Origin of the sequence: Glutamicibacter creatinolyticus (assembly GCF_006094275.1) — a bacterium.
Taxonomy (GTDB): Bacteria; Actinomycetota; Actinomycetes; order Actinomycetales; family Micrococcaceae; genus Glutamicibacter; species Glutamicibacter creatinolyticus.
The window spans coordinates 2152409-2170467 of record NZ_CP034412.1 but is presented as its reverse complement, the minus strand read 5'-3'; the positions used below and the strand labels follow the sequence as shown (position 1 = coordinate 2170467).

Genomic DNA, 18059 nt, shown 5'->3' with positions numbered 1-18059 from the left:
TTCGGTTGATGCCCGCCGGGTTTTCGGCGGCGGGCGGGGTTTGCGGGGTTGTGGAGGGGCTGCGGCCGATTAGCGGTGGTCGACCCTGCGGGCCAGCCAGTCGCCCAGCAGCTGCACGATCTGCACCAGCAGCAGGATGATCACCAGGGTCACCAGCATGATGGTCGGCTCGTAACGCTGGAAGCCGTAGTTGTAGGCCAGGCGGCCCAGCCCGCCGCCGCCGACCAGGCCGGCCATCGCCGAGTAGCCGATCAGCGTGACGATCGTGGTCGTGGTGGCGGCCACCAGGCCGGGCAGGGCCTCGGGAACCATCACCTTGCGGATGATCTGCATCTTGGTCGAGCCCATCACCAGGGCGGCGTCCACCTTGCCGGAGGAGACATCACGCAGCGCGGTCTCCACCAGGCGGGCAAAGAACGGCACGGTGCCGATGGTCAGCGACACCGAGGCCGCGATCGGCCCCAGCGCCTGGCCGACGACCAGTGCCGCGAACGGGATCAGGGCCACCATCAGGATGGCGAATGGGATCGACCGGGTGATGTTCACGATGATGCCCGAGAGCACCACGTTCAGCCAGCGCACCGGGGTCAGCCCGCCCTTGTCGGTGGTGTGCAGCAAGATGCCCAGCGGCAGGCCGATCAGCACCGTGAAGATCCCGGAAATCGCGGTCATCTGCAGGGTTTCGACGGTCGCCGGCCACATGGCCTTGGTGATCCCCGGATTGGTCAGCAGGTCGTTGAAAAATTCGTTCACTTTCCGCTTCCCTTCAGAGCCACGGCGACGTCAATGGATTCGAGGTAGGCCACCACTTCTTCGGTGTTGGCGCTGGCCGGCAGCTGGATGCGCAGCCGGGCGAACTGGTGCTCGCCCATCTGTTCCACCGAGCCGGCCATGACGTTGACGTCCATGTCGAAGTGCCGGGACAGCCCGGACAGCACCGGCTCGTTGGCCTGTGCCCCGGAGTAGATGATGTCCAGCACCGGGCCCTGCCCGGCGGCCTGCGGCGCTTCGCCGGGCAACGGCAGCAAGGTGGCCGCCAGGGTGGAGCCGGGGGTGTTGATCACGCTTTCCAGGTCCCCGTGCTCCACGATGCGCCCGGCCTCCAGCAGGGAGACCGAATCGCAGGCCTGCTTCACCACGTGCATTTCGTGGGTGATGATCAGCACCGTGATGTTCAGCCGGTCACGCAGGGCCTTGACCAGGTCCAGGATCTCATCGGTGGTCTTCGGGTCCAGGGCGCTGGTCGGCTCATCACACAACAGCACGTCCGGGTCGGTGGCCAGGGCGCGGGCGATGCCCACGCGCTGGCGCTGCCCGCCCGAGAGCTGGGAGGGGTAGGCGTTGCTGAACTTGCCCAGCCCCACCAGCTCGAGCAGTTCGCGGACCTTGTGTGCGCTGTCCTTCTTGGACATCCCGCTCAGTTCCAACGGGTAGGCCACGTTCTGGGCGGTGGTGCGTGAATCGAAGAGATTCGCGTGCTGGAACACCATCCCGATGCGCCGGCGGGTTTCGCGCAGCTGGCTGTCGCCGATGTTGGTCAGCTCCTGGCCGTTGACGGCAACCGTTCCGCTGGTGGGTTGATCCAACAGGGTCAAACACCGAACCAGGGTGGATTTGCCGGCACCGGAGTGTCCGACGATGCCGTGGATTTTCCCGGTGGGGACTTCGAGGCTAACCCCGTCAAGGGCAACAACGGTATCGCTGCCTTGGCGGTAGACCTTGCGCAGGTCCTTGATCGTAATCACAGGGTGGTGGTCCTTCAATTCTCAAGGGTAAAGAGAGTACCCCCAATTGAATCACCGTCGAATATTATCGACCGAATCGCCCTGCACATTCGGTAATGCGCCGTAAAGCTCCGCTATCTCACGGATGAGGTCGAAGAATCTTTGAGTGAATATCATTCACAAAAAAGGATGGACGCCCGCCGGGCTCGTGGCGGCCATCACGGGCCGCTGGGCACGGCTGTGAATTAGGTCTCGAAGCGCCTAGGAATCCTTGATGGGCCAGGCGCCGTCGACGACCGCCTCGGGCTTGGTGCGGCGCAGGTACTGCTGGAAATTCTCGGCGTGCTCCCGGGCCCAGCGGATCTGCTGGCCGTGCAGCTCGGCCGGATCCACCAGCAGGTCCGGGTAACGGGAGGCCAGGGCGCGGGCCACCCCAACGCAGGCGACCGCATCCGCGAAGGAGGTGTGCGCGTTCTCCAAGACCACCCCATAGTGCTGGCACGCCGCCTCCAGGGTGCGCTTGCCCTTGCGATAGCGGTCCATTTGCCGGTCCAGGACGTAGGGGTCGATCACGTTGCCCGGGATGAAGGGCACCAGCTCGTGGCGCAGTGCCTCGGTGTGCAGGACCGAGAAGTCATAGGAGGCATTGAAGGCAATGATCGGTGCCTGCTGGGACGCGAACTGCAATAGGTTCAGGATTTCGCCAACCCCCCGAGCGGCCGCGACGCCCTCGGCGCGCGCCCGCTCGGTGGTGACCCCATGCACCGCTGTGGCCGCCTCCGGGATCTCCACTCCGGGATCCAGCAGCCACTCGCGTTGGTTCAGGATCTGCCCGGAGGAATCCAGCAACACCACCGAAGCGGTTACGATGCGCGCGGTATTCGTGTCAACACCGGTGGTTTCCAAGTCAAAACCCAGGCAGGGGCCGATATGCCATTCACTCATGCAAATAACGCTACCGTCCCAAGGTGCGCTGACGCGGCGTGACCCACCGGTTGGGGACAGAAGCATGGGCCTTGGCACAATAGGGGCATGCACCTGCCGTCCCCCTCCCCGCCGCCGCTGGACTTCGAAGAGGCCGTCCACCAGCTGGCCGGCCTGGTTCCCGCCGGGCGGATCCTCACCTACAAGGACGTGGCGGAGCTGCTTGGCCGCGCCGGCCCCCGCCAGGTCGGCAAGGCGATGCAGGGCACCGCGCCGGGCACGCCCTGGTGGCGGATCATCCGGGCAGATGGCAACATCACCGCATCCCTGCTGGAGCAGGCGCGCGCCCACTGGGATCAAGAGCGCATGCCCCGGCGCGGGGGCAGAGTGGATGTCGCCCGGGCCCGTTGGCAGCCCAATGACCGGCAGTGGCGCCAAATCCAGGAACTGTCCGCCAGCCTCGACGGGCCGCGGACCTCCAGGGCGGATGAAGAGCGGCCGCGCACCGACCCAGCCTTCGGGCAGCAGGCGGGCCGTGGAACCAAAACGTCGGAGCCGCGTGATGGGATGGAACCATGAGCGAATCGGCAGACACGGCAACGGGCACCCCAGAACTGCTGGATCACCTGGTCACCTCGCGCCGGCCCTCACTGGTCGCCGGCGCCCCGGGAACCGGAAAGTCCACGTTGCTGGTTGAAGTCGCCGTGCAGCGCCTGCGTGCCGGGCTGGACCCGCTCTCCCTGCTGGTGCTGGCCCCCACCCGCAACACCGCCGCCATGTTGCGCAATGAACTTAGCGCACGGGCCGAGCAAACCTTTACCGAACCGGTGGTGCGCACCTGGTCCGCCTACGCCTTCGACCTGATTCGCCGCGCCCGGCTGCAGGGGCTGTTGCCCATGGTGGAGCGGGCCCCGCGCCTGCTCTCCGGGCCGGAACAGGACACCTTGCTCGGGCACTTGCTCGAAGGCCACGAACAGGGGCTGACCCCATCCCCGCCGTGGCCGGAGGAACTGCGCCTGGCGGTGGGCACCCGGGGTTTTCGCAAGGAGGTGCGTGAGTTCTTTGACCGGGTCTCCGAACTCGGCCTGGAACCGGACGACATCGCGCAGCTGGGGGAGCAGGCCGAACGCGGCGAATGGGTGGCCGCGGCCATGTTCTACCAGGAGTACCGGGACCTGCTGGACCTGGGCAGCGCCGAGGCCTTCGACCCGGCCGGGCTGATCACCCGGGCCGCGGAACTGCTGGAAGCCAACCCCGAATTCCTGGCCGCCGAACAGGATCAGCTGCAGCTGGTCCTGGTCGATGACCTGCAGGAGGCCAGCCTTTCCCAACACCGGCTGCTGACCCTGCTGGGGCGTGGCCGAAACCTGGTGGCCTTCGCCGCCCCCGACAATGTGGTGCAGGGGTTCCGCGGCGCCCGCGCCGATGAGCTGGCACAGTTCACCCAGCGCTACTCAACGCCCCGCAACCCGGCTGGCATCTACGAACTGGAAACCAGCTACCGGATGGGCCCCGCCATCGCCCAGGCGTGGAAACGCGTGGTGCGCCGGGTCCCGGTGGCCGCCGGACTGCACGGCCGAACCCTGGAGTTCGGGGAAGATCCCCACCCTGCAACGGTGCAAACGCATCTATTTGAAAACTCCACCCAGGAGGAGCGGTTCCTCGCCCAGCACATCGTGCACCTGAATCTCTACGAACACCGCCCCCTAGCGGAGATGGCGATCGTGGTGCGCACCGGCTCCCAGGTGCGCAATCTCAGCCGCTTCCTGGAAGGCCAGGGAATCGCGGTAACCACCCCTCCGGCGGAAGTGCCGCTGAAGGAGGAGAACGCGGTGCGCCCGCTGCTGGACCTGCTGGCGCTGGCGGTGAACCCCGAAGCCAACGAGGACCCGCTGCGCATGCAGTCGCTGCTGCTCTCCCGCTACGGGATGAGCACCGCGCTGGAAATCCGGCGGCTGCGCCAGCTGCTGCGCCAGAAGGACAGTGCCGGTGGAGGCCGGCGTTCGAGCCAGGAACTGCTCGAAGCCACCTTGCATGAACCGGAGCTGGCCCAGGACCTGGGCCCGGTGGCCCGTGGGCTGGAACGCCTCCTGGGCATGTACCAGCGCCTGCGCGAAGAACTGGCCACCGGCAACGCCACCCCGGAAACCGCCCTGTGGGCGTTGTGGGAGGCCAGCGGCCGGGCCGAGGCCTGGCGTACCGAGGCATTGGGCACCGGACCGGCGGCCCGCCGCGCCGACCACGACCTGGACGCGGTGCTCTCCGTGTTCCAGGCGGCTGAACGCTTCGTTGACCAGCTGCCCGGGGCCAGTGTCGAACAGTTCGTCGAACACATCCTGGAACAGGAGCTGCCCATGGACTCCCTGGCCAGCCGTTCGGCCAGCGACCAGACCGTCACGGTGCTGACCACCGCGGCAGCCGCCGGCCGGCAATGGCCGGTCGTGTTCGTCCCGGGGCTGCAGGAGGGCTCCTGGCCCAACCTGCGGCTGCGCGGTGAACTGCTCGGCTCCAACGCCCTGGCCGAGGCGGTGGAGCACGGGGTCGGTTTCCTTGGCACCCGCACCCCCAGCCGGCTGGTGCGCGAAATCCGCAACGACGAGCTGCGCTCCTTCTCCAACGCGATCTCCCGCGCCAGCCAGTCACTGATCTGCACCGCCGTGGCCAGCGAGGAACAGCAGCCCTCCTCCTTCCTGCAGATCATCGACCCCGCCGCGGACCAGCAGGGCAGCTACACCGCGGTGCCCCGGATCCGGTCCCTGCCCTCCCTGGTCGCCGAGCTGCGCTGCGAGGCCGAAAGCCACATCGCCGCCGCCATGGGCGCCTGGCAGCAGGACTCTTCCCAAACGGTCTCCTCGGTCGCCCAGGATGCGGTGGCGGTCCTGGGCCAGCTCACCGCGGCACAGCCGGCGGTGCGCGGGGCGGCCCCGGCCACCTGGTGGGGATTGGCGCCGCTGAGCACCCAGGCCCCGGTCTTCCCCCAGGACCAGCCCATCCGGGTCTCGCCCTCCAAGGTGGAGGCGGTGCACGCCTCGCCGCTGAACTGGTTCGTGCAGGCCGCAGGCGGGCAAAGCGCCGTGGACTTTGCCGCCTCGCTGGGCACCTTGATCCACTCCATCGCCGAGGAGCACCCCGACGCCGCCGGCAGCGAATACCTGAAGGTGCTCGATGAGCGGTGGCCGGAACTGGAAATGCCGAACAACTGGGAAGGCAGGCGCGACCATGACCGGGCCGAGGAGATGCTGAAGAAGCTGGCCCTGTACTCGCTGCAGATGCGCTCCGAGGGGCGCTCCCTGGTCGCCCGCGAACTGCCGTTCAACGTGCCGGTGCCCCATGAGGGGCGGGAGGTGGAACTGCGCGGGGTCATTGACCGCATCGAGGTGGACGGGCAGGGCCGGCCCTATGTGGTGGATTTGAAGACCGGGGCCCGGATGCCCTCCGCCAAGGACGCGCTAACCCACCCGCAGCTGGGCGTCTACCAGGCCGCCATCACGCTCGGGGCCCTGGACTCCACCCCCGAAACCAGCCACCTGCCGGCCGAACCGGCCGGGGCGACCCTGGTGTTCGTGGGATCCAACACCAAAAAGCCGAGCCTGCGCACCCAGCAGGCCCCCACCGATGACTGGGCGCAGCAGCTGATCATCGAGGCCGCGGCCCTGATGGGCGACGCCGAGTTCGTGACCCGGCACGATGCCTCGCGCGGCGCCGGATTCTCCAGCGGGTGCGCCCTGCCAGACATCTGCCCCTTGTGCAGCGAAGGACGACAGGTGACCGAACCATGAGTGAAATCCGCTTTACCCCCGAAGAGCTCTCCGCCGCCCTGGGCGAACAGTTCCCGCCCACCGAACAGCAAAGCCGGATCATCTGCGCCCCGCTGGAACCGATGCTGGTCATCGCCGGGGCCGGGTCCGGGAAAACCAAGACCATGGCCGACAAGGTTGTCTGGCTGGTGGCCAACGAGCTGGTGCGCCCGGAGGAAGTGCTCGGGGTGACCTTCACCCGCAAGGCCGCCGGGGAACTGTCCGCCCGCATCCGCGCGAAGATCGCCGCCCTGGTGAACACCGGCCTGCTGGATGGGCAGACCACCGAGGACTACCTGGACCCGTCCGTGTCCACCTACCATTCCTACGCGAACACGCTCGTGCAGGACTACGGGCTGCGCCTGGGCATTGAAGAGGACAGCGCCCTGCTGGGGGCCGCCCAATCCTGGGAATTGGCCAGCGAGGTCCTTGAGGCCTACACCGGGGACTACGAACACCTGGGCAGCGCCACCAGCACCCTGATCAACGCGATCGTCAGCTTCTCCTCCGAGGCCTCCGAACACCTGGTGGGCACCGCGCAGGCCGAAGCCTGGCTGCGGGACCTGGAGCAGCGGCTGCGCCGTCTGCCCATGTACCCGGACAAGGACAAGGCGCAGACCGCGGTCGCCGGCAAACTCATCGACAAGATCGCCTCGCGGGCCACCATCGCCGAACTCAGCCAGCGCTACGCCGAGGAGAAGGCGCGGCGCGGGGTCATGGACTACGGGGACCTGGTCGCCCACGCCGCACGCATCGCCGAGCAGATCCCGGCCGCAGCGGTGGCCGAACGCTCCAAGTACAAGGTGGTGCTGCTTGACGAGTTCCAGGACACCTCCCACGCCCAGATGGTGCTCTTCTCCCAGCTCTTCGGCGACGGACACCCGGTCACCGCGGTGGGGGACCCGAACCAGTCCATCTACGGTTTCCGCGGAGCCAGCGCCGGACAGCTCTTCCACTTTCCCAACGAATTTCCCATCGTCGAGCCGGACGGGCAGCGGCGCAACGCCCACGTGCGCCACCTGACGATCGCCTGGCGCAACACGGTCAACGTGCTGCAGGCGGCCAACCTGGTCTCCGGCAGCGGACAGCAGGCTCCCGGCCCGGTGGCCGTCAAACCGCTGGAGGCCTCCGCCCACGCCCAGCCCGGGCGGGTGGTGCTCAACCGTTGTGCGACCGACCGGCAGGAAGCCGAGGCGATCGCCCAAACGATCGAGACAGAAATCCTCCAGCGCCGCTCCGCAGGCCAGGAGACCACCGCTGCGGTGCTCAGCCGCAACCGCGCCCAGCTGGGCCTGATGGCCCAGGTGCTTTCCGAGAAGGAAATCCCGTACCAGCTGGTGGGGCTCTCCGGGCTGTTGAGCACCCCGGAAGTCAACGACCTGGTCTCCTGTCTGCACGTGCTGGTGGACCCGCTGCGCAGCGACAAGCTGATGCGGCTGCTGGCCGGCGCCCGCTGGCGCATCGGCCCGGCGGACCTGATGGCCTTCGCCGACTGGTCCCGTTTCCTGGCCCGGCGCCGTGAACACGCCCTGACCGGAACCCTCGAAGCGCAGCTGCTGGTGCAGGACGCGCAAGAAGATGAGCAAACCCTGGCCCGGGCGGAGGTCAACGACGCCGCGAGCCTGATTGAGGCGCTGGACTTCCTGCCGCCGGCCGGCTGGACCAGCGCCGATGGGCGGACACTGAGTGAGACCGGGTACCTGCGGCTGAGTAGCCTGCGTGATGAACTGCGCCGGCTGCGGCTGCTGGCAAACGACGACCTCGAGGCCCTTGTCAGGGAAATTGAGCGCGCCATGAACCTGGACATCGAGGTCGCGGCCCGGCCCTGGGTGGAGCCAGGGCAGCGGCGGGCCAACCTAGATGCTTTTGCCGATGTCATCAAGGACTACTGCCGCCACGCGCCGCAGGCGGACCTGACCGGGTTCCTGTACTGGCTGGAGCAGGCGGCCGACAAGGAGAAGGGGCTGCCGCTGCCGACCCAGGACGCCGACCCAAACAGCGTGCAGCTGCTGACCATCCATGCCTCCAAGGGACTGGAATGGGACATCGTGGCGGTGATGTCCATGAATGAGGGCGTGTTCCCGGACCGCACCTCGGACCGCTGGACCAGCGGGGACGCGGCCCTGCCCTGGCCGCTGCGCGGTGACCGCCGTGACCTGCCGCAGTGGGACACCGACCAGGCCTCCTTTTTTGAGCTGCTCGAAGCCGAGAAGCAATTCGCCGCCGACGTGGCAGAGCACAATGAACAGGAAGAACGCCGTCTGGCCTATGTGGCGCTGACCCGCGCTAAATCGCTGCTGATCTGCAGCTGCAGCGTCTGGTACGGGACCCGCACCAAACCCTCAAGCCCATCTATCTTCATAGAGCAGCTGCTGCCGCTGGCCGAGGGCCCTACCCCTGGGGCCGAGATCGGGGTGTGGGTGCAGGACGAGCAGGCGCCCGAAGCCAACCCAACCCGCTCGCAACCGGTTGAGGCGCGCTGGCCCTACGACCCTTTGCAGGGGCCGGAGGTCACCGGGGGCAACCCACGCACCGTCTACCCGTACTCGCGCCGCGAAGTCCTGCAGACCATGGCCGAGGGGGTGCTGGGGGCGGCCCAAACCCCGCAGGAGGCGGTGATGCAGACCGAGCAGGGCCAGGCCTGGGCGGAGGAGGCTACTCGGCTGCTCGCCCAACGCCAGTTCGCGGCCCAGCAGGAGCACGGTGTGCACAAGCCCGAACACGTGCGGGCCTCCCTGTTTGTGGAATTGGCCGAGAACCCGCAGGAGGTGCTGGAGAACCTGCGCCGCCCGGTGCCGCGGCGCCCCGGCATGGCGGCACGACGCGGTACCGCGTTCCACGCCTGGCTGGAGGAATACTACGAACAGACCCAGATGCTGGACCTGGGGGAGATCCTGGAACCGGCCGACGCGCTGATCGACGACACCCTGGACCTGGAGGGGATGAAGCAGGCGTTCCGGCAAAGCGAATGGGCCGAACGCCAACCGGTGCACGTGGAAGTGCCCCTGGAAACCCGCATCGGGGATATTGCGGTGCGCGGCCGGATCGATGCGGTGTTCCGCACCGCTGAGGGGCATTGGCTGCTGGTGGACTGGAAGACCGGGCACGTGCCCAGCGGCAAGTCATTGAAGGACAAACTGGTGCAGCTGGCCGTGTACCGGTTGGGCTGGTCGCGCCTGCACGGGATTCCGCTGGAGGAAATCCAGGCCGCCTTCTACTATGTGGGGGCCGGGATCACCATCCACGCCCAGCAGCTGCAATCCGAAGCGGAGCTGGAACAGATGATCGGCGCCGCGTTCGAGCAGCTGGACGAACCAACCCGGCAGGGCTGAACCAAGCAGCGTTCAACCAGGCAGGGGTAACGCAACGGGCCCCGGCCGCAGCAGCATCCAAGGGTGCCGCCGCGGCCGGGGCCCGTGGGCCATGACCTAATTTGTCGAATCCTGCTCCGGTGCCGGGGGCTGCTTGGCCGCGGTGGAGCCGGTGTGGGTTCCGCCGGTTTCGGGGGCCACAGTTTCCTGCTGGTCCGCCTCCCGGCCCGTTTCGGTCTCATCCTTGGTTGCCTCATCCTTGGCTGCCTCATCTTTGGCTGCCTCATCGGCCCCGGTCGGCTGGGCCTGCGCAGGCTCGGGCAGCTTGGAGACCCGTTGGGAGGAATCCGGCGCGCTGGCGGTGTTTGAATCCTCGCCGTGCGCGGTGCTGCCCTGCTCGTTGGCCGGGTCCTGCTCCTGCTGCGGCTTGCCGAACACGGAGCTGACCGGTCGCGGCTCCTCAACCACGGACAGCGGCTGGCCGCCGTACTCGGCGATGTTCTCATCCAGCTCGTGCAGCATCTGCTCGGCGTCGGCGATGCGTTCATCGTCCTTCGAATCCAGGGACTTCACCAGCCACTGGGCCAGGGCGAACTCGGCGTTCAGCGCCGCGCGGCGCATGATGTGCGGGTCGGCCTTGTCGGCGCGGGCCTGCATGTATGCGGCAAACACCTTGTCGCCGAACTCGTGATCCTCCACCGCCGAAAGCCAGGCGAAGTCCTCGGCCGGGTCGCCCACGTGCAGGTCGGTCCACCCCTTCACGGCGGTGATGCGGCTGCCCAGCACCTGCAGCTGCTCCTCATCGAAGGAGCCGTGGACCACCGCGGCATTAAACCGCCACAGCGACACGTCTTCCATCGCGTGCTCCCAACGGCGCAGCAGCCGGCTGGGCACCTTGCCGGTGGCGGCGGCGGTGTCCAGTTCGTTGAGCTTGCGCTGGCGCACCTCGTCGGCCGTGTAGGTGGGCAGCCCGGCGACCTCCACCGATTCATCCGGGATCTTGTGGATCGCGGCCATCGTGTTGCCCAGCTCCCGGGCCAGCGGTTCACCCAGCTGCACCAGGTCCTCCAGCATCACCCCGTGTCCGGGCAGGTCCTTGTAAACGAAGGTGCGCAGCGGTCCCTGGCGGACGGTGCCGGCTATCGCCGGCAGCGCGAAGGGCAGCGCGGCGCGGACCTTGGCCGAAAAAGCGCGCAGCGCCGACAGCTCGGCCTCCAAGCGCATGCTGGCCTCATCGTGTTTGGGCGAACGCACCCGCCAACGGTTTTTCTTGTCGTCGATGAGCAGCGCCGAATCAAAATCTTCGGGGTCATCGGACAACGCAGCGTAGCCAACCGGGCAGAGACCGGGCACTGCTGCGGTGGCAATTGCGGCGAGTTCCATGGCAGAGCGTTTCACATGTTCCACCGTAAACTACCGGCACAGTGCTGATGGCCAAAGACTCACGGTATGTCACCGCAAATCGGTGGGGCGCCGTGCGGCCCTGGGGGAAGCAGGGTGGGGTCGCCCACACTCCGGGGCCCGGGACCACCCGTATTTTGACAGCACGCCTAAAGTTGTAGATATGGCGCTTGCAGAGAAATACCACCTGCCCCTGGAGGACCTGAGCTTCGCGGAGGCCCGGTTCGAACGGCAGATTATCGAATATGATGAACCGGATCTGCTGCAACAGGTTCTGCAACGTGAGAGCACCCTGGTCATGAGCATGGTCGAGGGCAGGGCCCTGGCCGATGCCGGCGGGCTGGCGCTGGTGCCCGGCCCATCCTCCACCCTGCCCGAGGGCGGGGAGTACATCTACCTGGGGCGCGCGGCGCAGCACGACTACGTGGTGGCCCTGCTGCCGCAGCAGGTGGCCCCGGCCCACCACGAGCTGCTGGACCTGCGCACCGCGTTCACCCAACTGCGGCCCGAACACCAGCACCTGATGCTGATCGCCCAGGCGATCACCAACTGGCGGCGCAGCTACAACTTCTGCCCCGAATGCGGTTCCCCCGTGCGCCCCACCACGGCCGGGTGGGTGCTTAAATGCGTGAAGAACGGGCATGAGCTCTTTCCCCGCACCGACCCGGCGGTGATCGTGGCGATCATCGATGACCAGGACCGGATCCTGCTCGGGGCCAACGCCCGCTGGAACACGACCGTGTACTCGGTGCTGGCCGGCTTCGTTGAGGCCGGGGAATCCTGCGAATCGGCGGTGCGGCGCGAGGTCTTCGAGGAATCCGGGGTGCGCGTTGATGAATGCCACTACCGCGGCTCCCAGCCCTGGCCGCTGCCGCGCTCGCTGATGCTTGGCTATACAGCGCACGCCCAAACCACCGACCTGGTGCCCGACGGACTGGAAATCCTGGACCTGCGCTGGTTCTCCCGGGCGGAACTGGGCCGGGAACTGGCCGCCGGCAGCATCCAGATCCCGCGCGGGGTCTCCATTGCCCACGCCCTGATCCGCGACTGGTACGGCCAGCCCCTGCCGGAGGCGGGCGCCCGATGAGCGAGCAGTCCAGCGTGAGCCCGGATCTGCTGGCGGGCCTGGACGCCGAGCAGCGCCGTGCGGCCGAAAGCCTGACCGGACCGCTGTGCATCCTGGCCGGGGCGGGCACCGGCAAGACCCGGGCAATCACCCACCGCATCGCCCACGGGGTCTATACCGGGGTGTACCAGCCCAACACCGTGCTGGCCCTGACCTTCACCACCCGTGCCGCAGCGGAGATGCGCACCCGGCTGCGCCACCTGGGCGCCAACGGGGTGCAGACCCGCACCTTCCATGCTGCGGCGCTGCGCCAGCTGCAGTACTTCTGGCCGCAATCCATTGGCGGCACCCTGCCGAACCTGATTGAGCACAAGGCGCCGTTGGTGGCCGAAAGCGCGCGCCGGTTGCGCATTTCCAGCGACCGGGCGATGGTGCGCGACCTGGCCTCCGAAATTGAGTGGGCGAAGGTCTCGATGCATTCGGTGGAAACCTACGCCAAGGTGGTCGAGGGCCGGGAGCTGCCCAACGGGCTGGAGCCGGTGACGATGGTGCGCATCTTCCAGACCTATGAGGAGCTGAAGGACGACCGCCAGGTCATCGACTTTGAAGACGTCCTGATGCTCACCGCTGCCATCCTGGAGGACGATGAGAAGGTCGCGGCCAGCGTGCGTGCCCAGTACCGGCACTTCGTGGTGGATGAGTACCAGGACGTTTCCCCGCTGCAGCAGCGCCTGCTGGATTTGTGGCTGGGGGAGCGGCGGGACATCTGCGTGGTGGGAGACGCTTCCCAGACCATCTACTCGTTCACCGGGGCGACCTCCGACTACCTGCTGAAGTTCCGCCAACGCTACCCGGAGGCTGACGTGGTCAAGCTGGTGCGCGACTACCGTTCCACCCCCGAAGTGGTGGCCCTGGCCAATAAGATCCTGGCCACGCGCCGCATTGAAACCTCCGTGCCGGACCGCACGGTCACCTGGCCTGAACCCCTGGAGCTGATCGCCCAGCGCGAGCACGGCCCGGAGCCGGAGTTCTTCGAGGCCAGTGATGACGCGCACGAGGCGGAGGAAGTCGCCCAGCGGATCAAGGCACTGCTGGGCAACGGCCAGGACGTCAGTGAAATCGCCATCCTGTACCGCACCAACGGCCAGTCCGAGGCCTTCGAACAGGCCCTGACCGCACACTCCATCCCGTACGTGATGCGCGGCGCCGAACGCTTCTTCTCCCGCACCGAGGTCAAGGAGGGGATGCTCGCGCTGCGCGCGGCCCTGCACGTGGAATCGGAGATCCCGGCACCCCAGATGGTGCGCGACGTGCTTTCCTCCCACGGCTACGCCCCCCAGCCGCCGGCGGCCGGCGGGGCCCAACGCCAACGCTGGGAATCGCTCTCGGCGCTGGTGCGTCTGGCCGACGACATGGCCGCCGCCCGCGAACAGGGAGGCGAGCAGATTACCCTGCGGGAGATCATCACCGAACTTGAGGAACGCGCCGCCACCCAGCACGCGCCCACGCTGAACGGGGTCACCCTGGCCTCCTTCCATGCGGCCAAGGGCCTGGAATGGGATGTGGTCTTCTTGGCCGGGCTCAGTGACGGGCTGGTGCCGATCACCTATGCCAAGGACCAGGCCGGCTACGACGAGGAACGGCGACTGCTGTACGTGGGGATCACCAGGGCCCGGCTGCAGCTGTTCCTCTCCTGGTCGTTGGCCCGCACACCAGGAGGACGCGCCCACCGCCAGCCCTCACGCTTCCTGGACGGGATCCGCGCCGTGCCGCGTTCCTCGGCCCGCCAGCCAAGCCGGCGGCGCAAGGAACAGAAACTGACGCCGGCCGTGTGCCGGGAATGCGGCTCGTTCCTCAGCAACGCCCGTGAACGCAAGCTGCGCCGGTGCTCGGACTGTCCGGCCGCCTACGACGAGCAGCTCTTTGAGACACTGCGCGGCTGGCGCAGTGAGGTGTCCCAGGCGAACTCGGTTCCCGCGTTCGTGGTGTTCACCGATTCAACGCTGATGGCCATTGCTGAGGACAAACCCGGTACGCTACAGGAGCTGGGCCGGATTTCCGGGGTGGGCAAATCCAAACTTGAACGCTACGGGCAGGCCGTGCTGGACCTGGTGAACCAGGGCTGAGAGCCGCCGGCCCGTACCGTGATGCGGTAACGCGCTGCGGGGCGCGGGGCCAGCCGGTCTATCCCCAACCGGTGACCCGCATCGCCCGGGGCGGTGAGTGCGGGCCTAGGGTGGGGATTCCACGTCCGGCAGCCCGGGCACGAACTTCTAGAATCGGAGGCTTGGCATGCCAGCGCATCCCACCACAGTGGATTTCTATGCCGAGGATGACATCCCGGTACGCATCGTGCGTTCCACCAAACGACGCAAGACCGTCTCCTCCCAGTGGAAGGATGACCGCTTTGTCGTCTCGGTCCCGGCGGCATTGACCGAATCGGCCGAACGCACCTTTGTCGAGGAGATGCTCAAGAAGTTCCGTCAGCGCAAGCGCACCACCGACTGGGCGCTAAGTGATGAGGCGTTGATGCAGCGGGCCATAGCCCTGGACCGGCACTACACCGGGGGTTTGGCCGCACCGGCCTCGGTGCGCTGGGTCAGCAACCAGACCAAGCGCTGGGGTTCGGCGACCGTGTACGAGCGCCGCATCCGGCTCTCCACGCGCCTGCAGTACATGCCGCAATGGGTTCAGGACTATGTGCTGGTGCACGAACTGTGCCACCTGGTGGAACCGGCGGACGGGCACGGCCCGCGCTTCAACGGGCTGCTGAACCGTTTCGAGCGGCGGCGCGAAGCCGACGAATACCTCAAGGCCTTTAGCGCCGGCTACCGGGCCCACGCCCGGGAGATGGGGCGCCCGGATGATCAGCTCGAGGACCTGGATGAGGGTGGGGACGTGGAGCACGGCTAAGCGGTCCGCCGGCGCTCGCCGTCCTTCCGGGGCTGCATCCCTTGAGAAACGGGCTGGGCCCCGACGACCACGGTCGTCGGGACCCAACCCGTGAACGAATCAGCCGGTCTGGCTACGGCTTCGGCTCCTGCGGGCCGTCAGGGTCTTCTGGATCCTGCGGATCATCGGTGGCCTCAAAACCGCCGTCGAGCAGCTTGCCCAGCTGGGCGTCAAAGTCCTCGAACTCCGACGCCGCGGTCTCCCGGCGGCTGGTGAAGCTGGCCGGATCATCAAGATCCTCGGCGGTGGGCATCAGGTCCGGGTGATCCCAGACCGCGTCGCGGCCCTCGGTACCGCGTTCGGCATCCAGGTGCTCCCACAGGGCAGTGGCCTCGCGCAGGCGGCGGGGACGCAGCTCCAGGCCCACCAGGGAGGCGAACGTGTTCTCCGCCGGTCCGCCCGAGGCACGGCGGCGACGGAAGGTTTCGCGCAGGTGCTCGGAGAACGGCAGGTTCTTCGCGGCCAGGGACACCACATGGTCCACCCAGCCCTCGATGAGCGCCAGGGTCAGTTCCAGGTTCTTCAGCGCCCGTTCCTGCGCCTCGGTGCGCTGCGGGGTGAACAGGCCCTCGCCAAGCATCTGCTGCAGCGACTCCGGATTTGACGGGTCGACATCGCGCACCGCCTCTTCGATGCGGGACATGTCGATGTGGATGCCCCGCGCGTAGCTTTCCACCGCGCCGATCAGCTTCGAGGACAGCCACGGGACCCGCTGGAACAGGCGCACATGGGCGGCCTCACGCAGCACCACGTACAGCAGGATTTCCTGCTCCGGGATCTCCAGCCCCTCGCCAAAGGCCTGCACGTTGGTGGCCACCAGGCCCGGGGTATTCCCCGCCAGGGGCAGACCAATGTCCGTGCCGCCCAACACGTCCTTGGCCAGGGTGCCCAGCGCGGTGCCCAGCTGGGCGCCGAACATGCTGCCGCCCAGGTTGCGGAAGATCTGGTCGGAATTGCCCAGCATGCCCTTGATCTGTTCGGGCAGCTGCTCCTGCATCGAGGAGGTGATCGCCTTGATCACCGATTCGGCGATCGGCTCGGTCAGCTGCTTCCAGGTGCCCAGGGTCTTGTCGAACCACTTGCGGCGGGTCCACGCCTCCAGCGGCATGCCCGTGCCTTCAAAGACGGTCGCGTTATCCAGCCACATGCCGGCCAGGTGGGAGGCGTCGGCGATGGCGCTGCGCCGCGATTCGCTCACGGCCGGGTCTTCGCTGGCGTAGGCCTGCAGCGCGGTGTCCGAAGCCAGCTTCCAGTTCACCGAGCCCTCGGCGGGATTGGACTGCATCATCGCCGACATGAAGGCCTGGGCCTGTTGCATCATCTGCTGCATTGCCGCGGGATTGTTCGCCTGGTCGCCCAGCGCGGCCCGCAACTGCGGTGGAAGATTGTTGGGATCGAATCCACCACCGAAGAGTTGTCCAAACATCGCAGCAAAAGGATCCTGTGGGTCATTCTCGTCGTCCGACCCGTGCGGTCGATTATTTGGTGGGTTCTGTGCCATGTAATAAAAGTACCCGTTCGAGCTGAGCGTTGACATAGATCCACGCCCCAGTTCGCTTTCGGCACACCGAATATACCTCCGTGTGCGGATGAAGTTCCCTGGGCTTATTCAGTAGGCTAGGAGTGGTCGTTTGTCCCCAAATGGCCGAGCCACAACTTTTATGTCCGCGGCGGGAGCGACTTACGTGCAAGAGATGGAACCACTGCCAGGAGCTGACCCAGCCCAAACGCGGGAATCCGCAACCACCAGCTCCCCTCGGCCGCGGGGCACCATCGCCGGAACCATTGCGCTGCTGCTGGTGGCGGTGATTTCCTTTCTGCCCACCAACTTTGTGGTCGAATCACCGGGCCCGGTGGTCAATACGCTGGGCGAGCTGGACGGACATCAGCTGTTGAGCATCAAGGACGCCAAGACCTTTGAGACCGAAAGCCAGTTGGACATGACCACGGTCTACGTCCAGGGCGGCGGGCAGCACCGGGTGACCGTCCCGGTGATCCTGGAGGCGTTGGTGAATCCCACCAAGGACGTGGTGCAGGAAGAGACCGTGCTGCCGCGCGGGGTGACCAGCGATGAGCTGAGCCAGCAGAACGATTCGCTGATGGCCTCCAGCCAGGAGCTGTCGGTGGCCGCGGCCCTGAATGAACTGCAGATCCCCTTCACGACCACCCTGCAGGTGGTGGGCTTCGGCGATCCGCTCAACCAGGGCGCCCTGCGTGAGGGGGATGAACTGGAGAAGATCAACGGTGAGCCCATCAAGGACCTGGCCCAGCTGAAGCAGGCCCTGACCCGCCAGGGGACGAAGCCGTCCACACTGACCGTCAAGCGTGAGGGCCAATCGGTGGACGAAGAGGTGAGCACCGCCGCGGCCGAGGACGGGACCCGGCAAATTGGCGTGTTCCTGAAGCCGGAATACACCTTCCCCATGGACGTGAACTTCGGGGTGGAGGACATCGGGGGACCCAGCGCCGGGATGATGTTCGCCCTGGCCATCATCGACCAGCTCACCGAAGGCTCCCTGGCCGGGGACACCCACGTGGCCGGCACCGGGGCGATCACCGATGACGGCAAGGTCGAACCCATTGGCGGGATCGCGCAGAAGATGGCCGCCGCCCAGCGCGCCGGCGCCGAGGTGTTCCTGGCCCCGGCCGATAACTGCCCCGACGTGCAGGACCGGGTCCCCAAGGACCTGGATGTGGTGAAGGTGTCCACCCTGGCCGAGGCCCGCCAGGCCCTGAGCCGCATCGCCTCGGGAACCGACCCGCAGCAGCTGCCCACCTGCACCTTGAAGTGAGCCCCGCGGCGGGTTCCGCTAGCCAAACCCCCGCAGACCAGATACCAATGTAAGTAAATACACGCGTCTCGGCACGAACTTTGCTCACCGGG

General features: G+C 67.1%; 12 protein-coding genes. 7 read left to right on the top strand and 5 right to left on the bottom strand.

Features of this window, described 5'->3' with window-relative positions:
- Positions 1-69: 69 nt before the first annotated feature.
- From GcLGCM259_RS09860 to GcLGCM259_RS09850, 3 genes are all read right to left on the bottom strand, one after another.
- A complete protein-coding gene (locus GcLGCM259_RS09860; RefSeq protein WP_138177622.1) occupies positions 70-702 on the bottom strand; it encodes a methionine ABC transporter permease in 633 nt (210 codons plus the stop codon).
- A 47-nt stretch (positions 703-749) separates the two neighbouring features.
- Positions 750-1745: a methionine ABC transporter ATP-binding protein gene (locus tag GcLGCM259_RS09855; protein WP_138177457.1), complete on the bottom strand. Its 996-nt coding sequence runs from the start codon at positions 1743-1745 to the stop codon at positions 750-752.
- Between the two features lie 240 nt (positions 1746-1985).
- A complete protein-coding gene (locus tag GcLGCM259_RS09850; RefSeq protein ID WP_138926509.1) occupies positions 1986-2669 on the bottom strand; it encodes a 3'-5' exonuclease in 684 nt (227 codons plus the stop codon).
- An 87-nt stretch (positions 2670-2756) separates the two neighbouring features.
- On the opposite strand from GcLGCM259_RS09850, the gene GcLGCM259_RS09845 reads away from it, so the two are divergent.
- The 3 genes from GcLGCM259_RS09845 to GcLGCM259_RS09835 are packed head-to-tail and all read left to right on the top strand — an operon-like array spanning position 2757 to position 9777.
- Positions 2757-3227, top strand: a complete 471-nt coding sequence (locus GcLGCM259_RS09845) for an MGMT family protein (RefSeq protein ID WP_138926508.1) — start codon at positions 2757-2759, stop codon at positions 3225-3227.
- Complete coding sequence (locus GcLGCM259_RS09840) at positions 3224-6427, top strand: ATP-dependent helicase (RefSeq protein ID WP_138926507.1); 3204 nt, start codon at positions 3224-3226, stop codon at positions 6425-6427. The genes GcLGCM259_RS09845 and GcLGCM259_RS09840 overlap by 4 nt, the downstream gene beginning before the upstream one ends.
- Positions 6424-9777 carry an ATP-dependent helicase gene (locus GcLGCM259_RS09835; RefSeq protein WP_138926506.1) on the top strand — a complete coding sequence of 1118 codons (3354 nt, stop codon included), beginning with the start codon at positions 6424-6426 and terminating at the stop codon, positions 9775-9777. The genes GcLGCM259_RS09840 and GcLGCM259_RS09835 overlap by 4 nt, the downstream gene beginning before the upstream one ends.
- Before the next feature lie 96 nt (positions 9778-9873).
- On the opposite strand, the gene GcLGCM259_RS09830 is transcribed toward GcLGCM259_RS09835, so the two are convergent.
- Positions 9874-11139 carry a phosphotransferase gene (locus tag GcLGCM259_RS09830; protein WP_246049517.1) on the bottom strand — a complete coding sequence of 422 codons (1266 nt, stop codon included), beginning with the start codon at positions 11137-11139 and terminating at the stop codon, positions 9874-9876.
- A 181-nt stretch (positions 11140-11320) separates the two neighbouring features.
- Between GcLGCM259_RS09830 and nudC the strand changes: the two genes are divergently transcribed.
- The 3 genes from nudC (at position 11321) to GcLGCM259_RS09815 (ending at position 15136) form a co-directional block, all read left to right on the top strand.
- Positions 11321-12244: an NAD(+) diphosphatase gene (nudC, locus tag GcLGCM259_RS09825; RefSeq protein ID WP_138926504.1), complete on the top strand. Its 924-nt coding sequence runs from the start codon at positions 11321-11323 to the stop codon at positions 12242-12244.
- Positions 12241-14349 (top strand): ATP-dependent DNA helicase UvrD2, encoded by a 2109-nt coding sequence (locus GcLGCM259_RS09820; protein WP_138926503.1) that lies wholly within the window; start codon positions 12241-12243, stop codon positions 14347-14349. Before nudC ends, GcLGCM259_RS09820 begins: the two co-directional genes overlap by 4 nt.
- A gap of 166 nt (positions 14350-14515) precedes the next feature.
- Entirely contained in the window at positions 14516-15136 is a 621-nt protein-coding gene (locus tag GcLGCM259_RS09815; RefSeq protein ID WP_138926502.1) for a M48 family metallopeptidase, read from the top strand.
- A 112-nt stretch (positions 15137-15248) separates the two neighbouring features.
- Here GcLGCM259_RS09815 and GcLGCM259_RS09810 read toward each other — a convergent pair whose 3' ends face one another.
- Positions 15249-16601, bottom strand: a complete 1353-nt coding sequence (locus GcLGCM259_RS09810; RefSeq protein WP_246049515.1) for a zinc-dependent metalloprotease — start codon at positions 16599-16601, stop codon at positions 15249-15251.
- A 268-nt stretch (positions 16602-16869) separates the two neighbouring features.
- Here GcLGCM259_RS09810 and GcLGCM259_RS09805 point away from each other — a divergent pair, with 268 nt between their 5' ends.
- Positions 16870-17967, top strand: a complete 1098-nt coding sequence (locus GcLGCM259_RS09805) for a YlbL family protein (protein WP_175419388.1) — start codon at positions 16870-16872, stop codon at positions 17965-17967.
- Positions 17968-18059: the final 92 nt, after the last annotated feature.

Coding starts and splice junctions, on each gene's coding strand:
- GcLGCM259_RS09840 (WP_138926507.1), top strand. CDS start 3,224: ATGAGCGAATCGGCAGACACGGCAACGGGCACCCCAGAACTGCTGGAT.
- GcLGCM259_RS09835 (WP_138926506.1), top strand. CDS start 6,424: ATGAGTGAAATCCGCTTTACCCCCGAAGAGCTCTCCGCCGCCCTGGGC.
- GcLGCM259_RS09805 (WP_175419388.1), top strand. CDS start 16,870: ATGGAACCACTGCCAGGAGCTGACCCAGCCCAAACGCGGGAATCCGCA.
- GcLGCM259_RS09815 (WP_138926502.1), top strand. CDS start 14,516: ATGCCAGCGCATCCCACCACAGTGGATTTCTATGCCGAGGATGACATC.
- nudC (WP_138926504.1), top strand. CDS start 11,321: ATGGCGCTTGCAGAGAAATACCACCTGCCCCTGGAGGACCTGAGCTTC.
- GcLGCM259_RS09860 (WP_138177622.1), bottom strand. CDS start 702: ATGTGGCCGGCGACCGTCGAAACCCTGCAGATGACCGCGATTTCCGGG.
- GcLGCM259_RS09845 (WP_138926508.1), top strand. CDS start 2,757: ATGCACCTGCCGTCCCCCTCCCCGCCGCCGCTGGACTTCGAAGAGGCC.
- GcLGCM259_RS09830 (WP_246049517.1), bottom strand. CDS start 11,139: ATGGAACTCGCCGCAATTGCCACCGCAGCAGTGCCCGGTCTCTGCCCG.
- GcLGCM259_RS09810 (WP_246049515.1), bottom strand. CDS start 16,601: ATGTTTGGACAACTCTTCGGTGGTGGATTCGATCCCAACAATCTTCCA.
- GcLGCM259_RS09850 (WP_138926509.1), bottom strand. CDS start 2,669: ATGAGTGAATGGCATATCGGCCCCTGCCTGGGTTTTGACTTGGAAACC.
- GcLGCM259_RS09820 (WP_138926503.1), top strand. CDS start 12,241: ATGAGCGAGCAGTCCAGCGTGAGCCCGGATCTGCTGGCGGGCCTGGAC.